At 41.7% G+C, this 18,752-nt stretch carries 14 protein-coding genes and 1 riboswitch; of the genes, 8 read left to right on the top strand and 6 right to left on the bottom strand.

What is annotated here, in order from left to right; all coding sequences use genetic code 11:
- Positions 1 to 196 precede the first annotated feature (196 nt).
- Genes CRJ00_RS07330 through CRJ00_RS07315 form a run of 4 tightly spaced genes read right to left on the bottom strand, consistent with a single transcriptional unit; the run spans position 197 to position 6,789 of the window.
- Positions 197 to 1,219 carry a family 16 glycosylhydrolase gene (locus tag CRJ00_RS07330; protein ID WP_099366217.1) on the bottom strand — a complete coding sequence of 341 codons (1,023 nt, stop codon included), beginning with the start codon at positions 1,217 to 1,219 and terminating at the stop codon, positions 197 to 199.
- 2 nt (positions 1,220 to 1,221) lie between these two features.
- A complete protein-coding gene (locus tag CRJ00_RS07325) occupies positions 1,222 to 2,091 on the bottom strand; it encodes a hypothetical protein (RefSeq protein ID WP_099366216.1) in 870 nt (289 codons plus the stop codon).
- 3 nt (positions 2,092 to 2,094) lie between these two features.
- On the bottom strand, positions 2,095 to 3,630 hold the full coding sequence (locus CRJ00_RS07320) for a RagB/SusD family nutrient uptake outer membrane protein (RefSeq protein ID WP_099366215.1): 1,536 nt from the start codon (positions 3,628 to 3,630) through the stop codon (positions 2,095 to 2,097).
- A gap of 3 nt (positions 3,631 to 3,633) precedes the next feature.
- Positions 3,634 to 6,789 carry a SusC/RagA family TonB-linked outer membrane protein gene (locus CRJ00_RS07315; protein ID WP_257213719.1) on the bottom strand — a complete coding sequence of 1,052 codons (3,156 nt, stop codon included), beginning with the start codon at positions 6,787 to 6,789 and terminating at the stop codon, positions 3,634 to 3,636.
- Positions 6,790 to 7,062: 273 nt separating this feature from the next.
- Between CRJ00_RS07315 and CRJ00_RS07310 the strand changes: the two genes are divergently transcribed.
- From CRJ00_RS07310 to CRJ00_RS07275, 8 genes are all read left to right on the top strand, one after another.
- Positions 7,063 to 9,855, top strand: a complete 2,793-nt coding sequence (locus tag CRJ00_RS07310) for a triple tyrosine motif-containing protein (RefSeq protein ID WP_180268444.1) — start codon at positions 7,063 to 7,065, stop codon at positions 9,853 to 9,855.
- A 62-nt stretch (positions 9,856 to 9,917) separates the two neighbouring features.
- A riboswitch (TPP riboswitch) is annotated at positions 9,918 to 10,016 on the top strand.
- Positions 10,017 to 10,076: 60 nt separating this feature from the next.
- Positions 10,077 to 10,283, top strand: coding sequence for a sulfur carrier protein ThiS (gene thiS / locus CRJ00_RS07305; RefSeq protein ID WP_099366213.1), 207 nt, complete (start codon positions 10,077 to 10,079; stop codon positions 10,281 to 10,283).
- Positions 10,284 to 10,307: 24 nt separating this feature from the next.
- On the top strand, positions 10,308 to 12,122 hold the full coding sequence (thiC, locus tag CRJ00_RS07300; protein WP_180268443.1) for a phosphomethylpyrimidine synthase ThiC: 1,815 nt from the start codon (positions 10,308 to 10,310) through the stop codon (positions 12,120 to 12,122).
- Positions 12,119 to 12,721, top strand: a complete 603-nt coding sequence (locus CRJ00_RS07295) for a thiamine phosphate synthase (RefSeq protein ID WP_099366211.1) — start codon at positions 12,119 to 12,121, stop codon at positions 12,719 to 12,721. The genes thiC and CRJ00_RS07295 overlap by 4 nt, the downstream gene beginning before the upstream one ends.
- A complete protein-coding gene (locus CRJ00_RS07290) occupies positions 12,696 to 13,316 on the top strand; it encodes a thiamine phosphate synthase (RefSeq protein ID WP_218962192.1) in 621 nt (206 codons plus the stop codon). Before CRJ00_RS07295 ends, CRJ00_RS07290 begins: the two co-directional genes overlap by 26 nt.
- Positions 13,313 to 14,086 carry a thiazole synthase gene (locus CRJ00_RS07285; RefSeq protein WP_099366210.1) on the top strand — a complete coding sequence of 258 codons (774 nt, stop codon included), beginning with the start codon at positions 13,313 to 13,315 and terminating at the stop codon, positions 14,084 to 14,086. Before CRJ00_RS07290 ends, CRJ00_RS07285 begins: the two co-directional genes overlap by 4 nt.
- 41 nt (positions 14,087 to 14,127) lie before the next feature.
- Complete coding sequence (thiH, locus tag CRJ00_RS07280) at positions 14,128 to 15,258, top strand: 2-iminoacetate synthase ThiH (RefSeq protein ID WP_099366226.1); 1,131 nt, start codon at positions 14,128 to 14,130, stop codon at positions 15,256 to 15,258.
- Complete coding sequence (locus tag CRJ00_RS07275) at positions 15,255 to 15,965, top strand: HesA/MoeB/ThiF family protein (RefSeq protein ID WP_099366209.1); 711 nt, start codon at positions 15,255 to 15,257, stop codon at positions 15,963 to 15,965. The genes thiH and CRJ00_RS07275 overlap by 4 nt, the downstream gene beginning before the upstream one ends.
- On the opposite strand, the gene CRJ00_RS07270 is transcribed toward CRJ00_RS07275, so the two are convergent.
- Both CRJ00_RS07270 and CRJ00_RS19155 read right to left on the bottom strand, forming a co-directional pair.
- Entirely contained in the window at positions 15,962 to 17,383 is a 1,422-nt protein-coding gene (locus CRJ00_RS07270) for an RtcB family protein (RefSeq protein ID WP_099366225.1), read from the bottom strand. The genes CRJ00_RS07275 and CRJ00_RS07270 overlap by 4 nt on opposite strands.
- Positions 17,384 to 17,443: 60 nt before the next feature.
- On the bottom strand, positions 17,444 to 18,538 hold the full coding sequence (locus CRJ00_RS19155) for a slipin family protein (RefSeq protein ID WP_099366208.1): 1,095 nt from the start codon (positions 18,536 to 18,538) through the stop codon (positions 17,444 to 17,446).
- Between the last annotated feature and the right edge of the window lie 214 nt (positions 18,539 to 18,752).

Here is an 18,752-nt window from a genome sequence, read left to right as displayed (position 1 = left end):
TTTCGAATGCTTAGGTATATAAACACCTAGTAAAATCAGAGATTAAATAAAGTAAAAATATAAGCACAAAGAAAAAAGGAAGCGATAATATCGCTTCCTTCGTATTGAAGGATGTTTTGGCAGGCTCCTTCAACAGCTATATCCTACGGGGAATAGAATTAGCTAACTAAACATATATGGACAGGATTGTCAAATACTATTGATAAACACGTACATAGTCAATTTCATAAATGGCTTCATTGATGGAAGGATCAACATCACCACCAAAATACCCCCCCATGGCCATATTCAATATGATGAAAAAATCATGGTGAAATGGGTACTGAGGCGAACTTTTGAAAGTATGGTAAGCTTTTCCATCCACCTTGAAAATAATTTCATCCTTATTCCAATCCACAGAATACACATGGAAGTTTGTTGTTGCTGTAGCCAACTCTGTAGTCTTGGTCGTGGCATTTTCCCCATGATGTTCTGGATAATGTAAGGTTCCATGTATCGTGTTCAATTGCTTACCCACATGTTCCAGTATATCAATCTCCCCACATGCAGGCCAGATTTTTGTTTGGTAATTGCTACCAAGCAACCAACCGGCCGGCCAAGTTCCTTTTCCAACAGGCACTTTTGCACGGATCTCCACCCTTCCGTAAGTAAAATCAAATTTTCCGCGCGTTACTATTCGAGCCGAGGTATATCCATAACCTTCATAGTTCTCCTTAATCAATTTGATCTTTAAGGTTCCATCTGAAATATAGGAATTTGCTGAACGGTCGGTATAATATTGCTTTTCGGCATTTCCCCATCCATTCTCACCATTCCCAATTTCATGGGTCCATTTCTTGCTGTCCAAGCCCCCAGGAACATTGAATTCATCTGCCCAAACCAGCTTTTCTGGTCTTGAAAACTCCAATTCCTCCGTTTTAGAAATGGTAATTCCGTTGGCAGAACGTGCAGTAGCAGTAACTGTATACTTCCCTGCGATAGGATAGGTATATTCTACTTTTCCGGTTTTACTTACTTCCTTTTGGTTGTTGCCAAAATTGATTTCATAGGATAATGCATTATCCGCCTTTGCTTCAAAAATATACGTTCCACTTCCGGCTTCCTTTTCCGTAATTTGCAAGGTTAAATTTGAAGGCGCATCTCCTGCTGGATCACTCCCCTTATTGCTACAACTGATTACCCCTGACAAGGCAATGATCAATATCCAAAATCTATACATCGTTATTTTGCTTTAAGTTTAACATACCAGGCAAGACCATCTCGACCAATGGTCCGCAATTGCATTTCCGTATCCGTTCGTTTTAGGATTTGGTATCGATGGGATCCCATATAATTACCAACAAAACCCAATTTTGAGAATACGATAAATTCTGTTGTTTCGGAACCATCATATCCAAATGCTTCCGAATAATCTGCTGCTTTTGGTCCTAATAACGTAAAATCACCACCTCCAGTTAAGGTATTATCGAAATCACGCAGAAAATCCTTATTCCCAAAAATGGAACCATTGGTTTTGTGCGTAAAACTACCAGAGGCTGTAAAGGTGTACTCATCATCATATATGCCCAAACCTTTTTTATCCAATGGTGGTGCAGCCCACCATATGGGTTCCATTCCATCACTAGGTCCTACTCCAAGATGACCATAGGCTAAGGAATCTAAAGCCCAAGTTTTGCTGGACCCGCCAGTTAGCATGGCTACCAATTCTGGATTAGGAATAAAATCACGTTGAACGGTTATTTCCTGTGTCGTTTCAGAAGAAACGCCCGCTCTTCCATAAGCGATTACCTTTACTTTAAATGTTTCTACACCTACGTGTTTATAGGCGTGCTGGAAGCTATTGGTGGTAGAAGTGATGGGATTGGAACCATCTGCAAAATCCACCCGATAGGTAAATGCATGATCGGCATTTACAGTTAGGGACACTTCTCCAGATCCATCCCCATTGGGATGGGTTGCATCCTTTCCTTTGATATCAAGCTGTAGTTGAGGCGTTGAAGGTGTATCGATGTTTCCAAAGGTAAAGGTCTCCTCCTTACAGCTATAGAGCCCCAAGAAGCAAATCATGGCTATTAAAAAATTCTTTTTCATGGTTTAATAATTAGGGTTTTGTTCAAGATTTGAAATCCGCACTTCATCCAAAGGGATAGGATAGACTTCATGCTTACCGACTACGAATCCCAAGGATTCCAGCCTGGAAGCTGCCATGCCCGTGCGCACAAGATCGAAGTAACGGTCGCCTTCCATGGCCAATTCCAATCGACGTTCCGACAGAATTGCATCGTATAAGGATGCTCCTGCTGCATTCACATCATGGTTATTATTTCCAAAAGCTCTCCTGCGAACCAGGTTAAGATAATCCTTAGCTTTGATATCATTTGGCGAACTGCTTTTGTTCCAAGCCTCAGCAGCCATCAACAACACCTCGCTATAACGTATGATGCGAAAATTGTTTAGGTAATTCAATTCCACCTGACCTGATGTCTGACCTTTTCTAGGCTGATATTTTTGGGAATACAATCCTGTATTTTTATATGGTGCAACCTGATAGGAAATACCATAGGATGGATTAGCGGCAGCATAGGCATCGATATCCAGGATGGTTGCATTTTTCCGTTGGTCGCCTGCTTCATAAGCTGAAGCTAGATTACCTGCAGGAAGGTTGGTACTCCATCCGGCCGCATAAGGCATAGCATCAGTTCCTGCTAAACCGCGGATTCCACATTGCTGAACCGCAAAATTACCCTGTCCGCGCATCGGTGCATCCCAATTATAATAAGGGAAGGTATTGGTATACTGAATTTCAAACACGGATTCGGGACCATTCTCTCCAGCTTGGAGAAAAATGGAAGCGAAATCTGAAACCAAAGAGAAAGCATTCGACGTGATTATACTTTCCAAAACAGGGGCCGCTTGATCATATTTTTTCTGGTAGAGGTAAACTTTTCCCAACAAAGCCTGTGCAGCGTATTTTGTAATTCTACCCTTTTGCTCTTGAACTGGAGATAGATTTCCAATAGCATCCAACAAGTCCTTTTCAATCTGTTCGTAAACCTGCTCCTTGCTGGAACGCTGGATTTGCCGAGACTCATCTAGACTTAATCGTCGATCCGCAAACAAAGGTACACCTCCGAATAAACGGACCAACGTAAAATAATAATATGCCCTCAGAAAACTGACTTCGCCATAAAGGGCATCCTTTCCATTAAAATTGACTGCTCGGCCCAATGGATTTTGATCCCGATATTGGGTCATGAAATTTGCCCGATTAATCCCTTCATAAGCAGACTGCCAGAGTTCCCTCAATGTAGCATTTTCAGGATTCACCGTAAAATCATCCACCTGTTGCAATGCAATCACATCCGATGCACTTTCTCCACCAGCTACCGCATTGTCCGAAGCAATATCTCCGATCGGAACAACTTGGTTCAACCATTGCAAAGGAGTATAAACCGAGATTGTCATTGTCCGATAATCATTCTCATCCTGCAGGTAGGTTGTCGCAGCAATTCTGAAATCATCTTTAGGACTATATTCGACCCATTTCTTGCAGGAAGTTGTACCCAATCCCAGCAAGGCAATGAAAACTAAAGGTTTTGCGAATTTATAGGTATGTTTTTGAATGTTCATGACTTAAAATTTAAAATTAGCACCAAAAGAAAAAGTCCTCGCTTGTGGATATGCCCCACGGTCAACACCTGTATTCATGATTCCTCCAGGCAATTCCGGATCATATCCTAGATAGTTGGTAAACGTGAATGCATTTTTAACCTGCGCGAACAGGCGGATAGATTTCACGTATTTTGAAAGCTGTGGATTTTCCAATGTATAACCCAATTGAAGGTTCTTCACCTTTAGGAAGGATCCATCTTCCACGAATCGGTCAGAAACTCTATTGTTATTGTTCGCATCCGTAAAGGAATATCTTGGATAACGAGCGTCATTCGTACTGTTTGGACCTGTCCATCGGTTCAGGATACTGTTCGGTTTATTGGAATAATTGGCATTCCGTTCATATGCGCGGTACAGATCATTACCGAAAGAACTATATAAGAAGGCGGAGAAATCAATCATTTTATAAGAAAGGTTCAAGCTCAAACCCAAGGTCATGCTTGGGAATGGATCGCCTATTTTGGTCATATCCGAAGCATTGATCACGCCATCTTCATTGATATCCATAAATTTGATATCCCCGGGTCTAGCGCCATCCTGTTGAGCCCATGCATCAATTTCATCTTGATTTTGGAACAATCCAGCAGTTTTATATCCATAGAAATAACCTGGTGTCTCCCCTTTTTCAAAAACGGTTACTGTCTGCGACTGACCATTGAAATAACCCCCGCCAATGATTTTTGCAGTGCCATCGTCATTGGTCGCTGTTACTTTATTCTTTGCTGTGGTAATGGTCAATGCAGAACCAAATTTCCAGTTGGATCCGTAATTGTCGTTATACCCGAAGGTGATATCCAAACCATCTGTTTGGGTAGAACCAATATTTGCCGTAGGGATGGCAACTGTGCCCAGGTAAAGCGAGGCAGAAGGGGTAAACAATAGACCATCAACAGTTTTATGAAAATAATCAGCATCCAAGCTGAATTTGTTATTTGCAAATTGAAGGTTGAATCCCACGTTGGCCTGTACCTGTTTTTCCCAAGCTAAGCTTGGATTATCAATGGAGGTTAGGCTAGATCCCGAATAAAAAACACCCGAGAAATTATATCCATTGGAATTTGCATTTGGTCCATAAACTGGTCCTCCAGTACTGATTCCAGCAAATTGAGGACTTACATTTTCATTTCCGATCGTACCGTAACTTGCTCTGATTTTGAATAGGTTTATGAATTCCGATTGAAAGAAATCTTCATTTGAAACAACCCATCCAAGAGAACCAGATAGGAAATTCGCAAATTTATTGTTAGATCCGAAAGCATAGGATCCATCCCTGCGCATGGACACCGAAGCCAAATAACGTTCATTAAAATCGTAATTGACACGCCCAAAATATGAAAGATTCTTTCGGAAATATTGTCCATAACTTCCATCACGTCCATCCGTACGTTCGGAAGAATTTGCCCCAGTTGCTGCACTGAAATCTGCGAACTCCCAAGAATTATAGGGAACATCTTGTCGGGTTGCAGACATACCATTTCCAGTAGCCTTAAAAGCCGACATCCCTAAAACAGTCTCAAAATTATGCAATTCATTCACCTTAAAATCATAATTCACGAAGTTTTCCCAGGTATAATTAAAGTATTCATTCTTATTATGGCTCACACTATTGTGTTTGCCCGTAACAGTAGAACCGTCCGCATTCATGGAATTATCCACATTATTTACACCATAGAATACCAAAGGATTGAAGGTTTTTCCATTATCATCATATCTGGAATAACCAAACCTGGAAGTAAATCGAAGATTGTGAAGGAGACTATAGGTGAGCTCACCCTTCCCATAGATCTTATTACCCCGGTAGGTATTATAAGTGTTATCCAATTTGGTCAAAGGATTGAAAATTTCGGATAACAATAAGGTACTGAAACCATATTGACCGACGATATTCGGATCAGTATTGTACAAAGGGACAGTAGGGTCATAATTCAACGCACTACCAAGAATAGAGTTGAACGAGTTTTCCTGAATACCTTTGCTATTGATCAATACATAGCTCGTATTTAATGTAAATTTCAGTTTATTGCTCAAATCATAACTCATATTGGCCGTACCAGTGGCACGATTGAACCTGGATTTATCATAACCACCAACAATACCTCCCTGCCCCAACCAACCGGCTGATAGAAAGTAAGTGGTTTTTTCACCTCCACCATTTGCTGTAAGGTTATAGGATTGATCCAATGGTTTTTCAAAAACCATCTCCTGCCAGTCAACGCCTTCACCAAAAACAGTGATATCCGGGAAAATAGCGTTTCCACCAGCAGCAATGCTTCCTTCGTTAATGATCCCTGCATATTCTGTGGCATTGAGCATATTTATTTTTTTCACAGCCTCTTGGTAGCCGACATTTGTATTGATACCAATTTGTACAGGAGCATTCTTACGTCCAGATTTCGTGGTGACAACAATAACCCCATTGCCGCCTTTGATTCCGTAAATTGCAGTTGTAGCAGCGTCCTTTAAAACATTGATAGACTCAATATCCGTGGAAGATATGGCATTGAGATCGTCCAAGGATTGCGGTACGCCATCAACGATAACCATCGGATCTGTCCCTGAAAAGGATGGGATACCACGCACAAGGACGGTTGGTTTAGATCCTGGAGTTCCTCCTTGTATAACATTAACCCCAGATGCTCTTCCCTGCAATGCTTCCTCTACGCGCGTAGGTCTCAATTTTTCAATATCTTCACCTTTCACTGTCGAGATCGCACCTGAAACCTTGGTAATTCGCTGCGTTCCATAACCTACTACAACAACATCCTCAATCAGACTGGCATCGCTGGCTTCCAATTGGATGTTTAAATTCCTCGCATTTGCTGTTAAAGTAATGGTTCTGTCTTCATAACCTACATAAGTTATGATCAATTGATTACGTGGTTGAGCAGATATTTCAAATCTACCCTGACCATCCGTACTGGTCGCTTTGTTGGTACCCAAGATCCGGACAGTAGCCCCAGATATGGTTTCGGCAAGCGCATTTCTCACAACACCAGTATAAGATTGCTCCTGCACTTGGGCTTTGGCCATAGAAGGCATCACAAAGGTCAATAGGAGCATCAGGTTGCAAACATACATATGCCACTTGCATTTGTTGATTAGGTAAAATAACATCATGTTTAATTGCTGTTTATAAATGGTTAAAATTTCTGAAGGCATACTTAGCAGTCGCACATCAATATCCCAAAGTTAATGTAGAATGCTTTACCCACCAATTTTTCACACCCTATAATGCCACTACAAAATAAATTTATACTATTGTAAATCAGATAATTAAAATACTACATATATTTGTATTGAAAAAAAGAGAATCTAACCAATTAAAATATGACCAATTTCTATTCTAGGGTTTTTCTTTTATTAGTAACTCTCCTACCCTGCTTGACTGTTATGGGACAGAAGAACATTGGTGTAGCCAAGATTGTTAACATCAGCCATTTTGATATGGATGCCGGTACCCAAAATTGGCAGATTCAGCAAGATAGTGCTGGTACTATGTATATTGCCAATAACAATGGGCTGATCACCTTCAACGGGAAAGAATGGAAATCCTACCCCATTCCGAACCATACTATTCTTCGTTCGCTGAAAATCATAGATCAGAAAAGAATTTACGCCGGTGGTCAAGGTATGTTCGGATATTTTATCCCCCACAATTCAGGTTTACAGTATGTCGATTTAACAAAACTAATACCGAAGGAACATCAAGATTTTGGAGACACTTGGAGGATTGAACAATTTGAAAACCACATATTCTTTCAAACATCCAGATATATTTTTCAATATGATGGAAAGAAGATAACAGTTTTACCTGCAGCAAGAGGAACAGAATGGTCTTTCCTTGCCAAAAATCAGGGACGGTTATACATAGCAGAAAAGGACAAACTTTATGAATGGAAGCAAGGGAAACTAACCCTTATTCGAAAAGATATTTTTGCCTATATCACAGGGCTGACCGATCTAGGTAAGGAGGGCATTTTGGTAAGTTTATTGACAGAACAAGCATTTCTTATCAAAGATAATGGAACGAGTCCTTTCCATTTACCCTCGGAAATAGTCAACCAACAAGTAAATAGTATCAGTGAATTGGAAAACGAGCAATATGCGATCGGAACTGTCTCTAATGGTCTTTATATTGTTGATAAAAATTGGAAAATCATACAGAATATCAATAGCTCAGATGGTTTAAGGAACAACACTGTGCTATCGAGCCTAGTGGATAAAAATGCAAGGCTTTGGCTTGGTTTGGACAATGGCATCGCGATAATCGATGCCAATTCAGCCATCAGAAATATATACCCTCTACCTCAAGTTCCGATGGCCAGTTATACCTCTTCGGTATATGACAACAAATTATTCATTGGGACCACCGATGGGGTCTATCAAACGACTATTGATCCTGATGCAAGGGATTTATCCTATTCCTCCCACGCATTCAAAAAAATGCAGAATAGCAAAGGACAGGTATGGAATTTCGCCATTACTTCAGGTGAGTTCTACATGCTGCACCACACAGGTACTTACCATTATCAGAACAACAACTTTGTACAGATGAACCAATTAGGTTCCTGGCTAGTGAAGGAAACAAAAGATAAACAACTTTTGATCGGGACATATAATGGTCTTTTTAGTTCTTCTAACGGCTTAAAAGACCTGATGCTGCTAGGAAAAATGGATGAATCCATGCGTTTTCTACAATTGGAGAAAGATGAACGATATGCTTGGACCTCGCATCCTTATCGAGGGGTATATCGATATCATTTGGAAAATCCACAAGAAAAAGCGAAACTATATGGTCATGAAGAAGGTTTGCCAGCCCAAATCAACAATTACGTCTACAAAATCAAAGATCAGATTTTGGTCACCAACCCTCAAGGGATTTATCGTTTCGACCACCATAAGAACCGGTTCATTAGAGATGAATATTGGAATGCGCTCTTCGGAAATAATGCTATCATCTATCTGAAAGAAGATCAACAAAATCGAGTATGGTTCGTTAGTGAAGAAAGATTAGGAGTTCTAGATTTAAGCACTAAAAAAATAACCTTTTTCCCTGAACTCGAAAAGAATATGATAGGTGGATTCTACCATATCAATCCTGTTGACGGGAAGAATATCTTAGTTGGGTCCTACAATGGGTTATTTCACATCAATTATGAGGTTTACCGCTCCAGAATGGAGAAGCCGGTCATATCCTTCAATAAGATTTTAGTGAGTAACCAGGTAAAAGACAGCATATTGATGAACGGTTATTTCAGTAGCCAGTTAAGTGAAACCAAAAAACAGGATCAGGAATTATGGATGCCTCCGGCTTTCAATTCCATTATTTTGGATATCTGTAACCATGATTTCCAAAAAGATGCCATGCAGTATGCTTATCGAATACAAGGGCAGGGTGATTGGTCTAACTGGACATCGGAATCTACTCGGACCTTCGGGAACTTAAAACCTGGAAAATATGTTTTTGAGGTGAAGGCCAAAAACCGATATGATCAAGAATCCGAAACACTTTCCTATACCGTCAACATCAATAAACCTTGGTACCAAAGTCTTTGGGCGATAATCATTTATTGCTGTCTTGGTTTAGGATTAGTTTATCTCGGTTATACACTTTACCTAAACCAACTTTGGAAGCAAAAAGAACGTTTTGAAAAAAAGCAAAGGGACCTCACCTACCTTCATGAATTGGAAAGTCGGGATAAAGAACATAAGATTACCGAGCTGGAAAAAGAAAAGTTACAAAATGATCTGATGTACAAAAACAAAGAATTGGCTTCCATCACCATGAATATTTTTAGAAGGAGCCGTCTAATGGATCGAATGAAACTGGAAATGGAAGAAGTAATCGCCAATATCGATAACAGGGAGACGAAAAACGAAGTGGAAAAAATCGTCAAAAAATTAGTGGACCATTCGAAACAGCGGGATGATTGGGAGCAGTTCTCCCTACATTTCGATGCCATCCATGCTAATTTTTTGAAGAAAATAAAGAATAAATATCCTGCCCTAACAGCAACCGATCTTAAACTCTGTGCTTATATCAAACTCAATATGTCCAGCAAGGAAATTGCCCAGATATTGCATATTTCGCCTAAAGGTGTGGAGGTCGCTCGCTATCGATTACGGAAAAAACTAAACTTGGATCAGCAGGCCAATCTTGCGGATTTTCTGAATGATATTTAACCCACACTGGCAACAATTAATTTTAAATAATTTTTATTTCCATGAAATAATCCCTAGCTTAGTCGAAACTTTAGGGGTGTCTGCAAGGATTGCAGGCTGAGATTTTACCCTTTGAACCTGATCTAATTCATATTAGCGTAGGGAAAAGTAGAACTCAACATGGGTGCGTATCTGCAACCTTGCGGCGTTCCTAAAGTTTATCAAAAAAGATAAACATAGGAATGGAAATCAGCATCAACCAAGAAAAAATTCATTTTGAAATTGCTCCAGCGTCGATCCAAGAATTACTGGAACAACATTACCCAACTTTAACATCAGGTTTTGCCATTGCCCTCAACCAACAGGTAGTGCCGAGGGATCTCTGGAAATCCACCCCTATCCAATCTCAAGATCAAATACTAATCATTTCGGCCACCCAAGGTGGTTAATATTCATTTTTCATACCCCATATTATGAACGAGCAAAGCATAAGTACGAGTCCATTTCCCAATTCCAGAAAGATTTATGTTTCTGGAGAACTGTTCCCTATCCAGGTTCCCATGCGTGAAATCAGCCTTAGCCCAACCAAATTAAGCAAAGGTGGCGTGGAGGAAAACCCAGCCATTACGGTCTATGATACCTCTGGTCCATACACCGATAGCAACGAAACCATCGATGTACGCAAAGGACTGAAAAGGGTTCGGGAGCAATGGATCATCGATCGAGGTGATGTGGAAGAGTTAACACAGATCAGCTCCGAATATGGAAAAGCCAGGTTAGCAGACCCTAAATTGGATGAACTCCGCTTTTCCTACGCACATAAGCCCCTAAGGGCATTGCCGGGCAAAAATGTGACCCAATTACATTATGCCCGAAAAGGGATCATCACCCCCGAAATGGAATATATCGCTATAAGGGAAAACCAGCGCATAGAGCAGATAGAAGCTGCTCCAGCCGCATTGCAGCAACAACACCCAGGCGAAAGTTTTGGTGCAAGAACCCCGAAAACTAGAATCACCCCTGAATTCGTTCGGGAGGAGATTGCAGCAGGACGTGCGATCATTCCCAATAACATCAACCATCCTGAAAGTGAGCCCATGATCATCGGACGTAACTTCCTCGTAAAAATCAATGCCAATATTGGCAATAGCGCGGTAAGTTCCAGCATCGAGGAAGAAGTGGAAAAGGCTGTTTGGGCATGCCGTTGGGGTGCAGATACCATCATGGATCTGTCGACAGGAAAAAACATCCATGAAACTAGAGAATGGATCATCCGCAACTCCCCTGTTCCGATCGGTACTGTGCCTATCTATCAAGCCCTAGAAAAAGTGAATGGAGTGCCAGAGGACCTGACCTGGGAAATTTTCAAGGACACCCTGATCGAACAGGCAGAACAAGGCGTGTCCTATTTCACCATCCATGCAGGAGTACGATTGAAATACATCCACCTGACTGCCAATAGGGTAACTGGGATTGTATCCAGAGGTGGATCCATCATGGCAAAATGGTGTTTATACCATCATCAGGAAAGTTTCTTGTATACGCAGTTTGAGGAGATCTGTGAGATCATGAAACAATATGATGTGGCCTTTTCCTTAGGCGATGGCCTGCGACCGGGATCGATTGCTGATGCCAATGATGCGGCCCAGTTCGCAGAGTTGGAAACCTTGGGAGAACTGACCAAAATTGCTTGGAAACACGATATTCAAGTGATGATTGAAGGACCAGGTCACGTGCCTATGCACATGATCAAAGAAAATATGGAGAAGCAGTTGGAGGAATGTGATGAAGCGCCTTTCTATACCTTAGGACCATTGACAACCGATATAGCGCCAGGTTATGACCATATTACCTCAGCCATCGGAGCGGCCATGATCGGTTGGTACGGATGTGCCATGCTTTGCTATGTAACTCCCAAAGAACACTTGGGATTACCGAATAAAAAAGATGTGAAAGATGGTGTCATCACCTATAAACTAGCTGCCCATGCCGCTGATCTGGCCAAAGGACACCCTGGAGCCCAATACCGAGATAATGTATTGAGCAAGGCGCGATTTGAATTCCGTTGGGAGGATCAATTCAACCTTTCCTTGGATCCGGATACCGCAAGGGAATTCCATGATGAAACCTTACCTGCTGATGGGGCGAAAATAGCGCATTTCTGCTCCATGTGCGGACCGAAATTCTGCTCGATGAAAATCACCCAGGAAATTCGGGAGGCCACGGAAGAAGGCATGTTGGAGAAGTCAAAAGAATTTATTGAATCTGGAAAAGAGATCTATATATGATCGTCGTGATTTCAGAAGAGCAGTATGTTCCATCGGAATTGCAGCATTGGTTGGCCTTATTTGATGCAGGACTGGAAAATCTCCACCTACGCAAATACGGCTTACCAGATCAGCTCATGCTGTCTCTTCTGAATCAAATACCTAATATGTTCAGGAAATACCTGGTAATGCATAGCCACCAGCATTTGGCTGCTGAATTAGGAATCGAAAGGGCACATCTCAAAAGAGAGGGATCGATCGAAATGGAATATCAAACCTTCAGGAAATCCTGTTCCACCCATAGCCTGGAAGAATTTAACCAATTGACCTGCGCTTGGGAATATGCTTTTTTAGGTCCTTTTTATTCGAGTATTTCCAAACCGGGATACCAAGCAAACCCGGATCTGGCAAATGCTTTAGCGATTACCCAAAGACAAAACTACCATACAAAACTGATTGCGCTCGGTGGAATCTCCAAAAAGCAAATCTCAAAACTATCCAGGTTCGATATCGATGGAATAGCCTTAAAAGGAGGTATCTGGCAATCTGAAAACCCAGCACAAAGTTTTAAAGAAATACAAAAACAATATCTAAATGAAAAAGGGAAAATCAATTCCTAGGTTACAATATATCTCCCAAGGCCATACAGAAACCGATCAGCTCACAGGCATACAGCGGGTTCTGGATGCTGGAATCAAATGGGTTCAAGTTCGGTGGAAAGAGGCCGATCTTACGGTACTAAAAAATCTTCTGGAAATAGTCAAACCTAAATTTCAATCCTATAATGCTTATTTATGCATCAATGATCATGTGGAATTGGCAAAGGAATTCGAAGCGGATGCCTTACACCTTGGCCTAAATGATTCCCCCATATTAGAATCAAGGACAATTTTAGGATCGGACACCTTGATTGGAGGAACCGCAAATACCTTCCAGGATATAAAACAAAGGATCGAAGAAAAAGTGGATTATATTGGATTGGGCCCACTACGATTCACCAGCACCAAAAAATCACTAAGCCCCATCCTTGGCTATCAAGGCTATGAAGAAATCTTCGAAAATCTAAGGATGCAAGAACTTTCCTGCCCTCCCATCTTTGCTATTGGCGGAGTGGAATGGGAAGACACGGATATCCTGCAACATTTAGGCCTCTACGGCTTTGCGGCTTCCAATCTATTTTTAAAAGAACCTATACCTTCAGAACTAATTCTATGAAACCCTTAATTATTGCCGATAAAACATTTGATTCACGCCTATTCTTGGGAACAGGCAAATACGGAAGCCATAACCTGATGCGTGAATCCATATTAGCCTCCGGTTGCAACATGGTCACCATGGCCCTAAAACGCTTGAACATGCAAGAAAAAGAAGATTTCTTTTTACAGGCGATGGAAATCCCAGGCATGAACTGGCTACCAAATACCTCAGGTGCTCGAACTGCCGAGGAAGCTATTTTTGCCGCTCAATTAGCGCGAGAAGCATTAGGCACCAACTGGCTGAAGTTAGAAATACATCCCGATCCCCGCTATCTACTTCCAGATCCGATCGAAACATTGAAGGCGACGGAAGAATTGGCAAAACAAGGATTTATTGTCCTGCCCTACATCCATGCTGATCCAGTTCTCTGTAAACGATTAGAAGACGTAGGCACCGCAGCTGTGATGCCGCTTGCGGCCCCTATCGGTAGCAATAAAGGCCTAAAAACCATGGATTTTTTAGAGATCATCATCGAACAGAGCCAGGTTCCAGTCATTGTGGATGCCGGAATCGGTGCCCCCTCTGATGCCGCCAAAACCATGGAAATTGGAGCAGATGCCGTATTGGTCAATACAGCCATTGCGACAGCTAATGATCCCATCCTAATGGCCACAGCCTTCAAAGAGGCAGTAAATGCCGGAAGAATAGCTTATGAATCTGGATTAGCACCGACTAAAAGCAAGCATGCAGCAGCTTCTTCCCCTTTAACCTCCTTTTTATTCGATTGATAATCAATAGTTATGCTAATCAATTCAAATTATCAGTAGCTATGCTAAACAAATCAAATTATCAGCAGGTATTCCAACAATATGCCTGGGAAGATATCAAAGCAACGATCTATGAGGCTACAGCAAATGATGTTTCCCGAAGCTTGGGCAAAACCAGATTGGATGTTTCCGATTTCATGAACCTTATATCACCAGCGGCCGAACCTTTTTTGGAAGAGATGGCTTTTCGATCCATGCAACTGACCCAACAACGATTCGGAAAAACCATACAGTTATATGCTCCGTTGTACCTCAGCAATGAATGCCAGAATATCTGTACCTACTGTGGCTTCAGTATGGACAACAAGATAAAACGAAAGACACTGTCCGATAGCGAATTGCTCTTGGAAGCTTTTGCCTTAAAGGCCATGGGTGTTAACCATGTCCTGTTGGTATCCGGAGAGGCTAATAAAATCGTGGACACCCCCTATTTCCTGCATGCTATAGAACTTTTGAGACCACATTTTGCGCATATCTCCTTGGAAGTACAGCCGTTGGACCATCAAGATTATGAAGTATTGCAAAAAGCAGGGCTACATTCCGTGCTGGTCTATCAGGAAACCTATCATCAGGAGGTTTACAAACAATACCATCCCAAAGGCAAAAAATCAAACTTTTCCTATCGATTGGATACCCCCGATCGCATCGGAAAGGCTGGTATCCACAAAATGGGCTTGGGCGTTTTATTGGGTCTGGAAGACTGGCGTATCGACAGTGCTTTGAACAGCTTCCATCTGGAATATTTACAGAAGACCTACTGGCGGACCAAATATTCGGTTTCCTTTCCCCGCTTGAGACCGGCCCAAGGTATTATGGAACCTAATTTTATCATGGAGGATAGGCACCTGCTCCAGCTGATCTGTGCCTATAGGATCTGGAATCCCGATCTGGAAATTTCCCTTTCCACTCGAGAGGATCAGAAATTCAGGGATCATATCATTCCTTTAGGAATTACCCATATGAGTGCCGCCTCCAAGACCAACCCGGGGGGATATGTGGTCGATCCGGAATCCTTGGAACAATTCGAGATCTCGGATGAGCGATCCATGGATGATATTCGAAAGTTGATTCGAACAGTGGGATATGAACCGGTAATGAAAGATTGGGATAAGGTTTACTCCTCATTTGCATGAAAAAGGAAGATCCGTTTTTACGATATAGCCGTCAGGTGTTCATCGAGGAGATTGGTGTTGCTGGGCAACGCAAAATTATGGCCTCCAAGGTTCTGGTGATCGGCGCCGGTGGATTAGGTTCGGCTATTATTCCTTATCTGGCAGCCGCTGGGGTTGGATGCATTGGAATTATGGACCATGACCTTTTGGAATTGCATAACCTTCAAAGACAGATCATCCATGAAGAAAAAAACATCGGGCAATCAAAGGCACATAGTGCCACTCTATTTGTTAAATCATTGAACTCTGGTATAACGGTCCACACCTATCCCTTTGCTCTGGATCAGGCCAATATGGCCTCCATAATCAATAAGTACGATATTATATTGGATGGCTCAGACAATTTCGAAACACGCTATTTGATCAATGATGGCTGTGTTCAATATCAAAAACCATTGGTTTATGGAAGTATAGAGGGTTTTCAGGGGCAACAAACCGTATTCAACTATCAAGGCGGAAAAAATCTGAGGGACCTATTCCCCCAGGCAGAAGAGCCAAATTATCAGCCAACATGTGATAGCCTCGGCGTATTAGGACCATTAGCAGGCATCGTTGGCAACATGATGGCTTTACAGGCCCTAAAAATAGCAGCTGGTTTACCTGTTACGATAAACCAACTGACCATCGTTGATGGCTACTATTGGCGATTTACGACAGTGAATTATTAATCCTCTCGCGAACCATCATCGGCCATTCGAACTATTTTTGGTGAAAAATTGGCCACAATATCCACCAGTTCTTCTTGGGCGGCCATCACGGTATGAATATCCTTATAGGCCATTGGTGCCTCGTCCATATTAGATCCGATAAGGGTAACTCCCTGATCGTTCAACATTTGCAGCATGTCCTGTTTTTTCAGGTTCTTAATGGCTTGGGTACGGCTCATCTGACGACCTGCTCCATGGGAAGCAGAGTTGATCGACGATTCCACTCCTTTCCCTCGAACCAAGAAGCCGTCGGATGCCATGGATCCTGGGATAATCCCAAGGACACCCTCTGCTGCAGGAGTAGCTCCTTTTCGGTGCACCATCAGTTCTTTGCCTTTATATTGCTCTTTCCAAGCGAAATTATGATGGTTTTCAATTTTGGCCATCCTATCTACCCCCAAATCCTTCAACACCTTTTCATGGATCACCTCATGGCAGGCTGATGCATAATCACCCGCCAGGTTCATGGCGTTCCAATATTCCTGACCGGCTTCTGTATCCATTCCCAAATACGCTAAATGTTGTGCTTGGTAAGGGAGTTTACAAAGCTCTTTAGCCAATTTGGTATAATGTCCGGCAATGGTAGCGCCAAGTCCACGAGAACCAGAGTGGGTCAACAAAGCGAGGTATTTCCCTGCAGGGATACCTAATTCCTGGTCCTCTTGCTCAAAATTAATCGACCCAAATTCTACGAAATGGTTCCCCCCTCCTGAGGACCCCAACTGTGTCCAAGCCTTATCCTTCAAATTCGAAATAAAGGGGATTTCCTGGAATAAGGAATTTTCCAACACTTCATGATCCAATCGCTCATGCTTTAAAAAACCATTGCCAGCTCCAAACCGGGTGTTCTGCAAGATGATCTTTTTTAGCCAATCGTGTTTTTCCAGTAAGGCAACATCTTCCATATCAAAGATGGATAAGGCCATTCGACATCCAATATCCACCCCTACAGCATAAGGAATAATGGCATTTTCCGTTGCCAATACCCCGCCGATTGGTAAACCATATCCCTGGTGGGCATCAGGCATCAAAGCACCCGCTACCGACACCGGTAATCGCATGGCAACATCCATCTGCTTTCTTGCCCCTTCTTCAATGTGTTCTTCCCCATATACGGCATAGGCATCCGTTGATTCTTTTAATGGAATGATGCTGGTGTCCTTTTCCTCGGGAAACAATAAGGCTTTCGCCAAGGGTTCGAAAATCGCGTCTTCCGAAAAGGATTCCGGATCAGCTAAAACCTCTTTAAATTTCTGAAGCATTTCATCACGTTTTAATCCATGACGCTTGCTATTGATCTTTAGGGCAATACCTAATGCACGGTTTTCTTTATAACCTAAGGCTAATAAATCATTCCCATTTATACGTTTATTTTCCATTTTTTGTTTTCCTTTCTTCTTTTTAAAATTGCTAGGGACGAATTTCCCTAGCAAACTTCTTTATTTAACGAACAATTGTTTTAACTGGTCTAATACCTGGCCATTACCTGAAACCGAGATATTATTGATCTTTTCGGAGATCTTCTCCATGTATTCCATTTCTTTCAACCGGAACAACATGTTATTCTCTTCCAATAGTTTAGCCGTGTTCAATAAACTTCTGGTCGAAGCTGTTTCTTCCCGCCGGGTGATGATATTGGCTTGCGCCCTTTTTTCAGCAATCAACACCTGATTCATGATATCCCGTACATCGCCAGGTAAAATGATATCCTTAATCCCTACATAGAACAATTTCAATCCCAATTCCTCCACCTTCAATTGAAAGTTCTTGAAAAAATAGGAAGAAATTCCTTCTCTATTTTCCATCAAACCATCCAAGCTAAAGTTTCCAATGTATTCCCGCAATCCAAATTGCATCAATGCATAAAGTTGATTGTTAAAATCCCTATTATCCAAAAGGGCTTTATAGATATCTTCCACTTGATACTGCACGATAAAATTGACCCGGATCTGGGCTTTGTCCTTGGTTAAGATCTCTTGTCCAGGCACATCCATCTGAACGATCCGCAAATCCACTTTTTTGATTTCGATCTGTATGCTGTTTTTCCAAAAATAATAGCTTCCCGGCAACAATTCCTGTTTAAACATACCATCCACAAAAAGCAAACCCTTCTCTTCTGGATTTATGGTAAACATTCGCACAAAACACTTTAATTGGGATTTTTCAAGCAAATCTCTCTTTATAGATGTTGGGATTTCCAATGTGCTTATATCATACTTTTCGAAACTGTTCTGTTGCAAACCTTTCCAAAAGAAATACCGTCCGGCACCCAAGACCTGATATAAATTACCATTGATCCTATGTAAGGCAATTTCCATATCCGGAACCTCGATGACATCAACCAATTCGGCAAAGCCTGGAATGGTTAACATCAGATCCATGTCGAATGGCATTTGCACCACTCCGCTCATTTCATAAACAGCAAGCTTCTCGCCCATCCATAACCAATATTTTCCAGTGGTTAAGATGCGTTCAACGGCATTGTTTTTCAATACCAAGCCTACTTCGTTTTTGTTGATGTTAATCCTTTTCATTTTATTTCATTTTTGGTTTTAATTCGATATGTTAACAACCTCTTTTCATTTTACAGCTTCTCTTTTCCTTGTTCATCCCTTGGACAACGGGGATAAGAGGTAAATCCTTTTGCAATTATATACGCTTATGATTTAGGGTATAAATCCGAAGGAATAGCTCAAATCCGCTGGTCATTCAATGGATTGTTACAGATCCTTTCGTCCGCATTGCTGC

It is taken from the genome of Sphingobacterium sp. 1.A.4 (assembly GCF_002734245.1).
GTDB classification, from domain to species: Bacteria; Bacteroidota; Bacteroidia; order Sphingobacteriales; family Sphingobacteriaceae; genus Sphingobacterium; species Sphingobacterium tenebrionis.
The sequence above is the reverse complement of the archived record's forward strand: the minus strand, read 5'-3'. Positions and strand labels throughout refer to the sequence as shown.

What these genes read in the sequence shown, in the direction of transcription:
- CRJ00_RS07275 (WP_099366209.1), top strand. Translation starts at nt 15,255, where the DNA reads ATGAAAAAGGAAGATCCGTTTTTACGATATAGCCGTCAGGTGTTCATC.
- thiS (WP_099366213.1), top strand. Translation starts at nt 10,077, where the DNA reads ATGGAAATCAGCATCAACCAAGAAAAAATTCATTTTGAAATTGCTCCA.
- thiH (WP_099366226.1), top strand. Translation starts at nt 14,128, where the DNA reads ATGCTAAACAAATCAAATTATCAGCAGGTATTCCAACAATATGCCTGG.
- CRJ00_RS07285 (WP_099366210.1), top strand. Translation starts at nt 13,313, where the DNA reads ATGAAACCCTTAATTATTGCCGATAAAACATTTGATTCACGCCTATTC.
- CRJ00_RS07290 (WP_218962192.1), top strand. Translation starts at nt 12,696, where the DNA reads ATGAAAAAGGGAAAATCAATTCCTAGGTTACAATATATCTCCCAAGGC.
- CRJ00_RS19155 (WP_099366208.1), bottom strand. Translation starts at nt 18,538, where the DNA reads ATGAAAAGGATTAACATCAACAAAAACGAAGTAGGCTTGGTATTGAAA.
- CRJ00_RS07295 (WP_099366211.1), top strand. Translation starts at nt 12,119, where the DNA reads ATGATCGTCGTGATTTCAGAAGAGCAGTATGTTCCATCGGAATTGCAG.
- CRJ00_RS07320 (WP_099366215.1), bottom strand. Translation starts at nt 3,630, where the DNA reads ATGAACATTCAAAAACATACCTATAAATTCGCAAAACCTTTAGTTTTC.
- thiC (WP_180268443.1), top strand. Translation starts at nt 10,308, where the DNA reads ATGAACGAGCAAAGCATAAGTACGAGTCCATTTCCCAATTCCAGAAAG.
- CRJ00_RS07330 (WP_099366217.1), bottom strand. Translation starts at nt 1,219, where the DNA reads ATGTATAGATTTTGGATATTGATCATTGCCTTGTCAGGGGTAATCAGT.
- CRJ00_RS07270 (WP_099366225.1), bottom strand. Translation starts at nt 17,383, where the DNA reads ATGGAAAATAAACGTATAAATGGGAATGATTTATTAGCCTTAGGTTAT.
- CRJ00_RS07310 (WP_180268444.1), top strand. Translation starts at nt 7,063, where the DNA reads ATGGGACAGAAGAACATTGGTGTAGCCAAGATTGTTAACATCAGCCAT.
- CRJ00_RS07315 (WP_257213719.1), bottom strand. Translation starts at nt 6,789, where the DNA reads ATGATGTTATTTTACCTAATCAACAAATGCAAGTGGCATATGTATGTT.
- CRJ00_RS07325 (WP_099366216.1), bottom strand. Translation starts at nt 2,091, where the DNA reads ATGAAAAAGAATTTTTTAATAGCCATGATTTGCTTCTTGGGGCTCTAT.